Origin of the sequence: Streptomyces sp. NPDC004609 (assembly GCF_042873655.1) — a bacterium.
In the GTDB taxonomy this organism is placed as follows: Bacteria; Actinomycetota; Actinomycetes; order Streptomycetales; family Streptomycetaceae; genus Streptomyces.
Genome location: NZ_JBIALS010000046.1, coordinates 28,737 through 42,152 on the forward strand (window position 1 = coordinate 28,737; position 13,416 = coordinate 42,152).

Sequence of the window (13,416 nt, forward strand, 5' to 3'; positions counted from 1 at the left end):
CTCCCCTTGTTCACCGAATCGGCCTGCCGTCGTAACGGCCCCTACTATGCCTGCTGACGGTCTCTCCTTCCTGCTCAGGTAGGGTGATCGCCCGTCAACGCCCAGAGGAAATTGGTAAATACGGACACGAGGGGGCAAGCGGCGATGGGTACGGCGACACGCGCGCGAAATGGGCGGACTCCGGCGGGGGGCCGTAACACTTCCCCCGGACAGCGCGGCGGCGGACGGGCCGGTCGCTCCGGACGGGCCGGAAACACGCCGTCCGGACCGGCACCGGCCCCCGCGACGACCACCCTGCGGCCCCTGTCCCGCACCAGCCGTGTCGGCCCTTTCCCGCTGCGACAGCTCGCCCTGGTGGAGATCGCCCTCGCACTCGCCGCGGTGGGAGCCGTACTCGGCGGACTGTGGCTGGTTCCCACCGTCGCCGTCGCCGCCGTCCTGCTGCTGCTCGCGTTCATCCGGCGGCGCGGACACGCCATCCAGGACTGGCTGGCCACCGCGTTGTCCCTGCGTGCCCGCAGGAAGTCGGCGGGACCGCCGGCGGCCGGCACCGACCCCTCGCTCGCCCCGGTGGTGGAGGGCGTGTCCGGACTGCGCCCCTACCCCTGCGTCGACCGCAACCGGCGCACGGTCGGGATGCTCGGCGACGGAACGTTCCTGACCGCGGTGGTACGGATCGAGGCGAGCGGCGCCGCCCTGCGGCCGGCCTTCGGCGCCCGGGCGCTCCCGCTCTCCCTCCTCGGCGGCGCGCTGGAGGTCGACGACATCGTCCTGGAGTCGGTGCAGTTGGTGCAGCAGGTGCGTTCCGCGCCCGCGCCGCACCTGCCGCAGCAGTCGGTGGCGAGACTCTCGTACGCACCGCTCCAGGAACGGACCGGGGCCCCCGCGCTGCGGCTGACCTGGGTGGCGGTGAAGCTGAATCCCGAGCTGTGCCGGGAGGCCGTCGAGGCGCGGGGCGGCGGGATCGAGGGGGCACAGCGCTGTCTCGTCCGGGTCGCCGACCATGTGGCGAGCCGGGTCACCGGGGCCGGGTTCCAGGCCGTCGTACTCGATCAGCAGAACCTCAACTCCACGCTCGCGACGGCCGCCTGCGCCAGTCCCCGGCTGGCCGCCCGCGCGGGCCGGGCGGACTCGGCGCCGCAGCGGCGCACCAGCGAGACCGCGCGTGTGTGGCGGTGCGACGACCGCTGGCACACGACGTACGCGGTGGGCCGCTGGCCCGAGCTGGGGCGCGGGGCGGCTCCGCTGCCCAAGGTGGTCTCCCTGCTCACCTCGGCACCCGCGTACGCGACGACGTTCAGCCTCACCCTGCGGCGGGGCTCACACCAGGGAGCGATGTCCATGGCCGGTCATGTGCGGGTGACGGGCGGCTCCGACACCGAACTCATCGGTGTACGGCGGACCCTGGAGCTGGCCGCCCGTACCGCCAAGGTCGCTCTCGTACGCCTCGACCGCGAGCAGCTGCCCGGCGCGCTGGCGACGCTTCCCCTCGGCGGTGCCCGGTGATGCCCGGGGTGGGGGCCGCACGGCGGCTGCTGGGCCCGCGCCACGCGGGGCACACCCTGGCCGCGGCCGATCTGGGGGCGCTGTCCCTGCCGGTCGGCGACGACGGTGTCGTGATCGGTGACGACGCCGAGGGCCGCCCGCTGATGGTGGGCTTCCACCGGTCCACCCCGTACGACGTCCTGCTGATCGGCGGTCTGTGGACGGCGCAGGTCCTGGCGCTGCGCGCGGCCGGGACGGGCGCGCGCGTCGCGGTGGAGACCGGACGCGCCCCGGCGTGGACCGGGCTGGCGCAGGCGGCGGGCGCGGGTCTGGACTGCATCACGCTGCACGAGGTGGGGCGTGTCCCGCCGATGGGCGCGACGGTCGGCGGCCCGGTGGTGGTCGTACGGGACTGCGGGATGCGGCCGCCGCGCGGCCGGGTGGTCTCGGCGCCCTGGCAGTCGGTGCTGACGCTGCTGCCGTATCTGAGCCCGGTGGCGCCCCGGCTGCTGCGGGACGCCACCCTGGTCGGTGTCCAGCGGGTGTCGCCGCAGGAGGCGGAGCAGATCGGGCGGATCCTGGGCCTCTCCCCGGCGGAGAGCGGCGCGCTGCCGACGCTGGCGGACGGCGTCACGCTCTGGTGCGCCGGGCGGGAGCGCCACTGGGTGATGACCAGCGGTACGGACGCGGAGACGGGTCTGCTGGGCACGGCCCGCCGGATGGACTGACCGGCGCCGTTCGAGAGTGTCCAAACCCGTTCGTACGCTGGGATCTTCAGCGGATCCCCCGCCGGTCCGCGCCCCCGTTCGGCCTAAACTCCTCAGTGGCGTGGACCTGCCCGCTGGGGGTGTGTGTCCGCCGACCCGACCGTTCGACCGAAGGGGAGCTTGACTGATGGGGAGCGCACAGGAGAAGGACGAGCTGTACGCCCTCGACATCTCTGGCGTCGAGTGGCTCAGCGCGCCCGGCACGAGCGAGGACGAGGAGCGGGTCGAGATCGCGCATCTGCCGGGCGGCGGTGTCGCGATGCGGTCGTCCCTGGATCCCGACACGGTGCTGCGGTACACGGAGGCGGAGTGGCGGGCGTTCGTCCTCGGCGCGCGCGACGGGGAGTTCGACCTGCGCTGACCGTACGTCCGGCGGCGGGACCGATCCGTACGGCACCTCGGTACGGCGCGTCCGTGGTGCCTTTCCCGTGCGGGCGTGCCGTCGGCGCCCGCGCGGGGTGCGGTGGTCCGGTCGGCGGGTTCCCCGGACCGCCGTCCGCGAGGTGGTGCGGAGGCAGACCGAGACCGGATTGTTGGCCGGGGATGCCCGCCGGGCAGACCGGCACAATCCCCTCACGTTTGCCGGGTAGTTGTACCGGTTTGCCCCATCGGCTTCCTCACCTGGCGCCTCCCCCGGTTCACTTGGGGGCGGCACCCTGCGTACGGGACGGTAGCCGGGGCCCGTCGGCCCTGCCGGGCCGCCCTGGTTGACGATTAGGCTGGGACGGACAACGGCACAAGAACCTGCGGGGATGCCCGCCGCGTCCCCTGGGGGAGAGCCGGGCCGATCGGACGTCAGCGGTCGCCCCCACCCACGACGGCACAAGGGTGCTCGACCACACCAGGAGGCACAGTGAACAGCGATCGGGACGACATCCGCGGGGGTTGGGACCTTCCCGCCGACGAGTCCGACGCGGAGCCCGCAGAGATGACGGGTGAGTTCACCATCGACTACACCCCGCCGGCCTGGTACACGCAGAACGCGTCCGGGGACGCCTCCGGCGGGAGCGCGGGACGGACACCGCCGCCCCCGCCGCCGAACGGAGAGCCGGTGGCGGTGCCCGGGCTGCCGACGGGGAGCGGTTTCCAGCCGAACTGGACGCAGGGGCCGGACGCGCAGGGTGGGCCCGGTGCGCGGGGAGCCGGTGGTGAGGATCCGGGTACCGCGCCCGAGGACCCGGAGGCCGCCCGCGCCCCGGAGTCCCGGGGTCCCGGGGCTCCAGGTCCGGAGTCCCGGGGGGTCGCGCCCGCCGACCCGCCTCCGGCCGTCCCCACCACCGGGCCCGAGGCGGCGCCTCCCGCCGAGCCCGTGTCGGAGCCGTTCGGCGGCGGCCGGCTGGAGAGCGGCGCGACCATGCGCTTCTCCCCCGTCGCCCTGAAGCGTGAGATCGAGGAGCGGGACGCCTCGGCCGCCCGCGCCGCAGAGGAGGCCGCGAAGGCGGAGGAGGCCGGGGACACGGCCGCCGCCGGAGACGACGGCGGGGACGAGTCCTCGGCGGACGCCGGGAACCCGTCCGGTGAGCCCGCGCCCACGCCCCTTGGCGCGGAGCCGGAGGCCGGGACGGCCGAACCGTCCCGGGACGCCGAGGCCCCCGGGGATGCCGAGCACGAGGGCGCCGGTGAGCCCGGCGCCACGGCTGGCCCCGCACCCGAAGAGGGAAGCGCCCCGGCGGACACCGATACGGCCGTAACGGCCGATACGCCGGAGCACACGGACACATCGACGGCCCACGAACCCCCGGACCCGGCCGGGACGCCCGCGGACTCGGTGCCCCGGACGGCGCCTCCCGCCCCCGACGAGCCGCAGGACGCGGTCCCCGGACCGGCGCAGAGCTGGTCCCCCGCACCGCCCGCACCCGATGCCGGACTCCCGCCCCTGCCCCCCGCCTTCCAGCCCGCCGCGCCCGCGTCCGCGCCGCAGTGGCCGGTGTCGCCGCAGACGGCCGAGCAGTCGGCCCCTCCGCCACCGGCCCCCGCAACCGCACCGGGCGGACCGCAGCCGGCGCCCGCCGCCGCGCAGCCGGGGTACGGCTTCCCGCACCAGACCGCGCCCGGGCCGCAGGGGCATTCGCCCGACGGAGCGCCCCAGCCGGGTTACCGGTTCCCGCAGCCGCAGTCCCCGCACGGGCAGCCCGCGCCCCAGGGGGGTTACGGCTTCCCGCACCAGGGGCAGCCCGTTCCGCCGCAGCAGCCCCAGCCGGGCGTGCCTCCGGCCGCGCCCCTGCCCCCGCAGTCACAGGTACCGGCACCTCAGCACCCTCAAGCACCACATCAGGCACAGAGCGCACCACAAGCACCGCAGGCACCGCAGGGGCAGAGCCCGTCCGCGCCCGCCGCCACGGGCCCCCAGACTCCGCAGCCCGGCTATGGATTCCCGCAGCCCCAGCACGGGCAGCCGGGTCAGCACGGGCAGCCCGCTCCGGCCCAGGCGCCGCAGCCCGGTCACGGCTTCCCCCAGCACCAGCCCCACCCCCAGCAGCAGCCGCAGGCACAACCGCAGCACCAGCCCCGCCCGCAGGCCCAGCACGGCGCCCATCCGCCCGTACCGCAGACGCCCACGTCCGCGCCCACCCCGCCCGCCCAGCAGGCGAGCGGGCAGCAGCAGCCCGCGGCGCCGCCCGCCGACCCCCGGGCGGGCAACGCCTGGCCGACGCCGGTGAGGCACGATCAGCGCGAGCGCTCCGTGCCGGGCGCCCCGCTCGGGTACACCGCGGCGGTGGAGCTGTCCTCCGACCGGCTGCTGCGCAACAACAAGCAGAAGCCCAAGTCCAGCCGCACCCCCTCCGGCGCGTCCCGCTTCAAGCTCGGCGGCAAGAAGGAGGAGGCCGAGCGGCTGCGCAAGCTGGAGCTGATCCGTACACCGGTGCTGTCCTGCTACCGGATCGCAGTCATCAGCCTCAAGGGCGGTGTCGGCAAGACGACCACGACCACCGCGCTGGGCTCGACCCTGGCGACCGAGCGCCAGGACAAGATCCTGGCGATCGACGCCAACCCGGACGCCGGCACGCTCGGCCGCCGGGTGCGGCGCGAGACCGGCGCCACCATCCGGGACCTGGTGCAGGCCATCCCGTATCTCAACTCCTACATGGACATCCGCCGGTTCACCTCGCAGGCGCCCTCCGGTCTGGAGATCATCGCCAACGACGTGGACCCGGCCGTGTCGACGGCGTTCAACGACGAGGACTACCGCCGGGCGATCGATGTCCTGGGCCGGCAGTATCCGATCATCCTCACCGACTCCGGCACCGGGCTGCTCTACAGTGCGATGCGCGGGGTGCTGGATCTGGCCGATCAGCTGATCATCATCTCGACTCCGTCCGTGGACGGCGCGAGCAGCGCGTCGACCACGCTCGACTGGCTGTCGGCGCACGGGTACGCGGAGCTGGTGCAGCGTTCCGTCACGGTCATCTCGGGAGTGCGCGAGACCGGCAAGATGATCAAGGTGGACGACATCGTGGCGCATTTCCAGACGCGCTGCCGCGGAGTCGTCGTGGTGCCGTTCGACGAGCATCTGGCGGCCGGTGCCGAGGTCGATCTGGACATGATGCGGCCGAAGACGCGTGAGGCGTACTTCCATCTGTCCGCGATGATCGCCGAGGACTTCGTGCGCGCACAGCAGCAGCAGGGGCTGTGGATCGCGGACGGCAACCCTCCGCCGACCATGGCCCCGCCGATGCCGGGGCAGCAGACCCCCGGCGGGGGTCAGCCGATCCCTGGTCAGCACGGCCAGCACACCCAGTTCGGCAGGCACGGCCAAGGACAGCAGGCGCCAGGACCTCAGATCCCCGGGCAGCCCGGCCCCGGCGGCCAGGCTCCCTCCGGCTACCCCCCGCCACCCGGACAGCCCGCACCCGGCCAGCAGCCGCCGGGGCAGCCCGCGCCCGGGTACCAGGGACAGCCCGGACCGGCCGGGCAGCCCGCGCCGGGGCAGCCGTACGGAGGTCCCCAGCCCCCTCAGCAGGGCCCCGGGCAGCAGGTACCCGGAGGTCCCCAGCCTCCCCAGCAGCCCTACCAGCCCCAGGGGCAGCCGCCGGCCCCGCCGCACGGCTGGTCCCAGCAGCCTCATGGGCAGGCCCAGCAGCCTCCGCCTCCGGCCGGGGCGCCGCAGCAGCCGGGGGCTCCGCAGCCCGGTCATCACGGCCGGTCGGGTGATCCCGGTCAACCCGACGCGCAGGGACCGGTACCGCCCGGCGGATGGCCGCAGCAGCAGCCTCCGCAGGCACCGCCAGCCTCTCAACAGTAGGGCATCAGAGGTCTGTACCAATGAGGGCCCGCATCGTCTCCACGATGCGGGCCCTTGTCGTATTCCCGCAGACCAGAAGGGGTTTCGCGCGCCGTTGACGGGACTGGACCACCGCTGGTACAACCCGCATCACCAGAAGGCCGCCACCCATCAGCCCGCCCGCTTCCCCACAAGCGCCGACGCGAGGTCACCGTCCTGTGGTCACAGAGGTCCCGTCCGCCGCCCACGCCCAGTCGGCCACCGCCCTCCCGCCCCGGGGCCCCCGGGCCCGGTTCCGCTCCCCGGCCCGGAGACGGGCCCGGCTCCTGCCGGCCCTGTGCGCCACCGCCTCGCTGCTCGCCCTGCCCCCGCAGCAGGCCGCCCACGCGAAGGAGGGCGGCGAGGGCCGGAAGGTCCTCACGATCGCCGTGTCGCAGAGTGTGGACTCGCTGAGTCCGTTCCTGGCGCAGCGCCTCGTCTCCACCACCGTGCACCGTCTGGCCTACGAGAATCTGACGAACTACGACGTCAAGGACGGACGTGCGATCCCCGGGCTCGCCACCGCGTGGACGTCGTCGCCGGACAAGCTGACCTGGACGTACACCATCCGTGAGAACTCCACCTGGTCCGACGGCCGGCCGGTGACGGCGGCCGACGCCGCCTGGACGTTCAACAAGATGATGACGGACGAGAAGGCCGCGACCGCCAACGGCAGCTTCACCGCCAACTTCAGGAAGGTCACCGCGCCGGATCCGCGGACCCTGGTCATCGACCTGAAGAAGCCTCAGGCCACGATGACCGCGCTCGATGTGCCGATAGTGCCCCGGCACCTGTGGGAGAAGGTCGGCGACTTCTCCACCTTCAACAACGACAAGCGGTTCCCCGTCGTCGGCAACGGTCCGTACGTCATCACCGATTTCAGGGTCGACCAGTACGTCAGACTCCGGCCGAACAAGAGCTTCTGGCGCGGTGCGCCCCGGTTCGACGAGCTGGTGCTCAAGTACTACAAGGACGGTGACGCGGCGGTCGCCGCGCTGCGCAAGGGCGAGGTCTCCTTCGTCCAGGGGCTGACCCCGGCTCAGGCGTCCTCCCTGAAGAGCGCCGAGAACATCAAGGTGAACGACGCTCCCGGCCGCCGTTTCTTCGCCCTCGCCGTCAATCCGGGCGCCAGGTCGAAGGACGGCAGGACCTTCGGCAGCGGTCACAAGGCCCTGCTCGACCCGGCCGTGCGCAAGGCGCTCTTCCACGCCACCGACCGCCGGACCATCGTCGAGAAGGTCTTCCGAGGCCACGCCGCCGAGGGCGAGGGCTATATCCCGCCGCGCTACTCCTCGTACTTCTGGAAGCCCGGCGACGGCCGGCGGATCGCCTACGACCCGGCCCGGGCGGCGGCGCTGCTGGACCGGGCCGGGTACCGGAAGAACGGTTCCGGCAAACGCGTCGGCAAGGACGGCAGGCCGCTGGACTTCCGGATCCTGTGCCATGCCACCGACCCGAACGACAAGGCGGTCGGCACGTACCTCCAGGAGTGGTGGGGCAGGCTCGGCGTCGGGCTGACGATCGACTGCCTCGACAATGTCTCCGACCCCTGGCTCAAGGGCGACTACGACCTCGCCTTCGACGGCTGGTCCGTCAACCCCGACCCCGACTTCGTCCTCTCCATCCACACCTGCGCCGCCCTGCCCGCGACCCCCAGGGACACGGGCTCGACCGACAACTTCATCTGCGACAGGCGCTTCGACGAGCTGTACACCCGCCAGTCCGCCGAGTACGACCCGGCGAAGCGGGCCGAACTGGTGAAACAGATGCAGGCCCGGCTGTACGACACGGGCTTCATGAATGTCCTCGCGTATCCGAACGCGGTCGAGGCGTACCGTACCGACCAGATCGAGTCGATCACGACGATGCCCGAGGCCGCGGGCAACATCTGGGGCCAGGACGGGTACTGGAGCTGGTGGTCGGCCGTGCCCGCCGCCGGTGACGGCGGCTCCGGCGGCGGCTCCGCCACCGGGGTCGCGATCGGCGCGGGCGCGGCCGTGGTGCTCGCCGCCGCGCTCGGGGTGTTCGCCGTGATGCGCCGCCGTTCGACCGCGGAAGACCGTGAGTAGCCGATGACGTCGATGACCACGACCACGGGCACGAGTGCCGTGGCGGCGGTGGAGCGGAGCCGGGGAGTCGGCGCCCGCGCCTACCTCGCGTACACGGCGGCCAAGCTGGGCGGGGCGGTGATCTCCCTGCTTGCCGTGCTCGTCACCAGCTTCTTCCTCTTCCGGATCATCCCCGGTGATCCGGTGAAGGCGATGACGCACGGGATGCCGACATCGGCCGGGCAGCTGGCGGCCCTGCGCCGGCAGTTCGGTCTCGACCAGCCGCTGTGGCAGCAGTTCACGGACTACTGCGCCAAGGCGCTGACCGGTGATCTGGGCATCTCGTACCAGTTCCACGCGCCGGTCGGCGAGCTGATCGCCCAGAAGGTGCCCGCGACCCTGCTGCTGACCGGGGTCGCCGTGGTGATCTACTCGGCGCTCGGGCTCTGGCTGGGTACCCGCTCCGCCTGGCGGCACGGCGGCCTCGGCGACCGGCTCAACACGGGTGTCGCCCTCACGCTGTGGTCGGTGCCGTCGTTCTGGCTGGGCCTGCTGCTGATCATCACCTTCTCGGTGGGGGCCGGGCCGGTCCCCGGGCTCTTCCCGACCGGGGGCATGGAGTCGGGCGGGGAAACCGGTTTCGCGTACGTCGCCGATGTGGCGCACCACATGGTGCTGCCGGTCCTCACCCTGGTCGCGGTCGGGTACGCACAGACGCTGCTGGTGATGCGGTCGTCGCTGCTCGACGAGATGGGCGGGGATTATCTGACGACCGCGCGGGCCAAGGGGCTGCGGGACGCGGCCGTACGGCGCCGCCATGCCGTGCCCAACGCCCTGCTGCCGACCGTGACGATGGTCTTCATCAATCTGGGCCATGTGGCGGCCGGTTCGATCCTGGTGGAGACGGTGTTCTCCTGGCCGGGACTCGGCGGGCTGTTCTACCAGGCGCTGAGCGTGCCCGATCTGCCGCTGGTGCAGGGGCTGTTCGTGGTCTTCGCCGGGGCGATGATCCTGATGAATCTGCTCGCCGATCTGCTCTATCCGCTCCTCGATCCCCGGGTGGGCCGATGACGACCTCTCTCGCCCGGGCCCGCCGCCGTGAGTCGGCGGCCCGGTTCTGGCGTTCGTACCGTACGCACCGGGCGGGGCTCTTCGGTCTCGGAGCCCTCGCGCTGATCGCCCTGGTGGCGCTGGCGGCGCCGCTGCTGGCCGGGGACGACGTCCAGAGCGTGACCGAGGCGCCGGGCGGGCCCCTGGAGTCGCCGAGCGGGGAGTTCCCGCTGGGCACGGACCAGTTCGGGCGCTCCCTGCTCGGGCTGCTGGTGTGGGGTGCGCGGATCTCACTGACCGTGGGTCTGCTGGCGGCGGGGCTGTCGGTGGCCATCGGTACGCTCGTGGGGATCGTCGCCGGGCACTACGGGGGCTGGTTCTCGACCGTGCTGATGCGGGTCACCGACTGGTTTCTGGTGATGCCGACGCTGGTGCTGGCGATCGTGCTGGCGACGGTGATGTCCCGGAGCGTGTGGACGGTGGTCATCGCGATCGGGGTGACCAGCTGGCCGACGACGGCCCGGCTGGTGCGGGCGCAGACGATCGCGGTCGAGTCCCGGCCGTACATCGAGCGCGCGAAGGCGCTCGGCGGCGGCCACGGGCACATCATGAACCGCCATGTGCTGCCGAATGTGATGCCGCTGGTGCTCGCGCAGACCACCCTCGGGATCTCGACGGCGATCCTCACCGAGGCGACGCTCGCCTTTCTGGGGCTGGGCGATCCGTCGGTGGTGTCCTGGGGCGGGATGCTCCAGGACGCGCGGCAGGCGGGTGCGGTGTCCTCGGGCCACTGGTGGTATCTCGCGCCGCCCGGGATCGCGATCGCGCTGGTGGCACTCGCGTTCACCCTGTGCGGGCGGGCGATCGAGACGGTGCTCAATCCGAAGCTGGGGGTCCGCCCGTGACGCTGGACGTGCGGGATCTGCGGGTGGCCTACGGCTCCGGGGCGCGGGCGGTCCCCGCCGTCCGGGGCGTCGATCTGACGGTGGCCGCCGGGCAGAAGGTGGGTATCGCAGGGGAGTCGGGCTGCGGCAAGTCGACCCTCGCGCTGGCACTGCTGCGGCTGCTGCCCGCGTCCGCCTCGCTCAGCGGGCGGATCCTCCTCGACGGCGAGGATGTGCTCACCATGCGGTGGGGCAGACTGCGGGCGGTGCGCTGGGCGGGCGCGTCCATCGTGTTCCAGGGCGCGATGCACTCGCTCAACGCGGTGCGGCGGATCGGCGACCAGATCGCCGAACCGGTCCTGCTGCATCACCGGGTCACCCCCGCCGAGGCGGGCCGACGCGTCGCCTCGCTGCTGCAGCAGGTGGGCCTGCCGGCCGCCCGCGCGGACGCGTACCCGCATGAGCTGTCCGGCGGGCAGCGCCAGCGGGTGATGATCGCGATGGCGCTGGCCTGCGATCCCCGGCTGATCATCGCCGACGAGCCGACCACCGCGCTCGATGTGATGATCCAGGCGCAGATCCTGCGGCTGATCGAACAGCTCGTCGCGGAGCAGGACATCAGCCTGCTGATGATCAGCCACGACCTGGCGGTGCTCGCGGACACCTGCGACCGGCTGGCGGTGATGTACGCGGGCCGGGTGGTCGAGGAGGGCCCGGCGCGCGAGGTGTTCTCGGCCGCGCGCCACCCCTACGGACGGGCCCTGTCCGCCGCGTTCCCCCGGGTCGGCGATGTGTCGTCCCGCCGTGCGCCCCGGGGCCTGCCGGGCGATCCGCCCGATCCGTCGGCCCTGCCGGGCGGCTGTACGTTCCATCCGCGCTGCCCTGTGGCTCTGGAGGCGTGCGCGGAGGAGCCGCAGGAACTGGCGGGTGCGGCCGGTGCGCACCGGGCCGCGTGCGTCCATGCAAACGGTTCCGTGTCCGCGAGTGCCGGGAGGCGGCCCCGATGACGGCTCTGTTGTCGGCCACCGGTCTGCGGGTCACCTTCCCCGGGCGGCGCGGGTCGTCCGTGCGCGCCGTGGACGGGGTGGACCTGGACATCGGCGCGGGGGAGATCGTGGCCCTGGTCGGTGAGTCGGGCTGCGGCAAGACGACGCTGGCGCGGGCCCTGCTCGGGCTGGTGGCGCCGGAGTCCGGGCAGGTCGTGTTCGGGGGCCGGCCGCTGGAGTACACCTCCCGGGCCCTGACGGCGTACCGCGGACGGGTCCAGCTGGTGCTGCAGGACCCGAGCGGTTCGCTCAATCCGCGGCACACGGTGTACGACGCGGTGGCGGAGGGCCCCCGGATCCACCGCCTCCCCGGCGACGAGCGCGCGATGGTCTCCCGGGCCCTCGCCCGGGCGGGGCTGCGCCCTCCGGAGCGTTTCTTCCTCCGCTATCCGCATGAGCTGTCGGGCGGTCAGCGGCAGCGGGTCGTCATCGCGGGGGCGCTGGCCCTGGAGCCCGAACTCATCGTCGCGGACGAGCCGGTGGCCTCTCTGGACGCGTCCGTACGCGGTGAGATCCTCGCGCTCGTGCTGCGGCTGCGCGACGAGCTGGGGCTGTCCGCGCTGGTGGTCACGCACGATCTGGGGCTCGCCTGGAACATCGCGGACCGGGTCGCCGTCATGTATCTGGGGCGGATCGTGGAGTGCGGCCCGGTGGAGTCGGTGCTGACGGCGCCCCGGCACCCGTACACCCGGGCCCTGCTGTCCGTGCTCCCCGAGTCGGACGTGCCGCCGGTCGTCCTCTCGGGCGAGCCCCCGGACCCCTCCCGCATCCCCGGCGGCTGCCGCTTCCACGAGCGGTGCCAGGCGCTCGCGTCGGGCGAGGCGGAACGGGCGGGCGTCGCGGACAGCTGCCGCGGCCGGACGATGGAGGTGCTGACCGGAGCGGGGGTGGCGTGCCATCTGGCCACCGGCACCGGGATCGGCTGAGTCCGCAGCCGTCCGGTGTCCCGCGGTCCTGACGGCCGGCTGATACGGGCGGCTCTCCCCGGGCCGCCGGGGTTCCGGCCCCGGGGAGGCGGGTCCCGCGCGTCGGGCGGTCGGGGGCCGGACGGGGGCTGCGGGCGGAGGCGAGGGCCGGAGGGCGGGCGGGATCGGGACGGGCCGCCCCTACGGTCCCAGGGTGCCGGGGCCCGTCGGAGGCTGTGCGGCCGTGAGTTCGTAGCCCGCCTCCTCGACCGCCGCACGTACCTCGTCGAGATCGAGGGGGCCTTCGCCGGTCACCGTGACGGTGCCGGCCCCGACGTCCACGGACACGGCGGTGACCCCGGGGACGCGTTCCACTTCCGCGGTGACGAAGCCCGCGCAGTGTCCACAGGCCATGCCGGTCACGAGGTAGGTGCTCACGGTGCCGGGGCTCTCGGTCATGACGGCTCCTCGTCCCCGCCGGGCGCGCCCGGCGCGGCGTCCTTCGGGCCCGGAGCGGACACGGTACGGGTGAGCATGTGCGACCGGCGCATCCGCCCGTCGGGGGCGAACCGCCCGAAGAAGCAGACCTCGATGGTGAGGTCCGTCCCGCGGTTGCGCACATGCAGGGTGTACCGGGCGGCGAGCCGGTCCCCGGAAAGCTGCGCCTCGTGCACCTCCATCCGGCTGGTGGGCCGGTTCCTGCGCACCGGGCGGGTATGGGCGATCAGCTTGTCCCGGTCCATCACATGGCCGTCGGCGACCTGGATGATGTCCGGGGTGTGGTAGCGGTCGACGATCACCGCCGGGTCCTCCTCGTCGCGCAGGAGGTCCGCGGTGAAATCGGTGAAGAAGTCGGCGATGAACTGCTTCGGATCGGTGTCGCTGAGGGCGCTCATAGTGCTCCTGCCGGGCTCCGGGCCGGTGCGGCGGCGGGGGCACGCACGGCGCTGCCCGGAGTCGGCCGCCGCGC

11 protein-coding genes are annotated in these 13,416 nt (G+C 73.4%); 9 read left to right on the top strand and 2 right to left on the bottom strand.

All coding sequences use genetic code 11. The features are described from left to right. Positions 1-144: 144 nt before the first annotated feature. The 9 genes from eccE to ACFYT4_RS32010 all read left to right on the top strand — a co-directional run bounded on the left by eccE (position 145) and on the right by ACFYT4_RS32010 (position 12,467). Positions 145-1,506, top strand: a complete 1,362-nt coding sequence (gene eccE, locus ACFYT4_RS31970) for a type VII secretion protein EccE (RefSeq protein WP_389276959.1) — start codon at positions 145-147, stop codon at positions 1,504-1,506. Next, positions 1,506-2,213 (top strand): hypothetical protein, encoded by a 708-nt coding sequence (locus ACFYT4_RS31975; protein ID WP_389276962.1) that lies wholly within the window; start codon positions 1,506-1,508, stop codon positions 2,211-2,213. The genes eccE and ACFYT4_RS31975 overlap by 1 nt, the downstream gene beginning before the upstream one ends. Positions 2,214-2,379: 166 nt before the next feature. Next, entirely contained in the window at positions 2,380-2,613 is a 234-nt protein-coding gene (locus tag ACFYT4_RS31980) for a DUF397 domain-containing protein (RefSeq protein WP_389276965.1), read from the top strand. Between the two features lie 492 nt (positions 2,614-3,105). After that, positions 3,106-6,495, top strand: coding sequence for an SCO5717 family growth-regulating ATPase (locus tag ACFYT4_RS31985; protein ID WP_389276968.1), 3,390 nt, complete (start codon positions 3,106-3,108; stop codon positions 6,493-6,495). Positions 6,496-6,692: 197 nt separating this feature from the next. Continuing rightward, a complete protein-coding gene (locus tag ACFYT4_RS31990) occupies positions 6,693-8,582 on the top strand; it encodes an ABC transporter substrate-binding protein (protein ID WP_389276971.1) in 1,890 nt (629 codons plus the stop codon). 12 nt (positions 8,583-8,594) lie between these two features. Continuing rightward, a complete protein-coding gene (locus ACFYT4_RS31995; RefSeq protein WP_389276974.1) occupies positions 8,595-9,632 on the top strand; it encodes an ABC transporter permease in 1,038 nt (345 codons plus the stop codon). Then, positions 9,629-10,516: an ABC transporter permease gene (locus ACFYT4_RS32000; protein ID WP_389276977.1), complete on the top strand. Its 888-nt coding sequence runs from the start codon at positions 9,629-9,631 to the stop codon at positions 10,514-10,516. The genes ACFYT4_RS31995 and ACFYT4_RS32000 overlap by 4 nt, the downstream gene beginning before the upstream one ends. Beyond that, positions 10,462-11,502, top strand: coding sequence for an ABC transporter ATP-binding protein (locus ACFYT4_RS32005; RefSeq protein WP_389276980.1), 1,041 nt, complete (start codon positions 10,462-10,464; stop codon positions 11,500-11,502). Before ACFYT4_RS32000 ends, ACFYT4_RS32005 begins: the two co-directional genes overlap by 55 nt. After that, complete coding sequence (locus tag ACFYT4_RS32010) at positions 11,499-12,467, top strand: ABC transporter ATP-binding protein (protein ID WP_389276983.1); 969 nt, start codon at positions 11,499-11,501, stop codon at positions 12,465-12,467. Before ACFYT4_RS32005 ends, ACFYT4_RS32010 begins: the two co-directional genes overlap by 4 nt. Before the next feature lie 180 nt (positions 12,468-12,647). Here ACFYT4_RS32010 and ACFYT4_RS32015 read toward each other — a convergent pair whose 3' ends face one another. Both ACFYT4_RS32015 and ACFYT4_RS32020 read right to left on the bottom strand, forming a co-directional pair. Further along, the gene (locus tag ACFYT4_RS32015; protein WP_389276986.1) at positions 12,648-12,905 is read right to left on the bottom strand and encodes a heavy-metal-associated domain-containing protein; all 258 of its coding nucleotides are present in this window, start codon (positions 12,903-12,905) and stop codon (positions 12,648-12,650) included. Continuing rightward, positions 12,902-13,342 (bottom strand): nuclear transport factor 2 family protein, encoded by a 441-nt coding sequence (locus ACFYT4_RS32020; RefSeq protein WP_389276989.1) that lies wholly within the window; start codon positions 13,340-13,342, stop codon positions 12,902-12,904. Before ACFYT4_RS32020 ends, ACFYT4_RS32015 begins: the two co-directional genes overlap by 4 nt. Between the last annotated feature and the right edge of the window lie 74 nt (positions 13,343-13,416).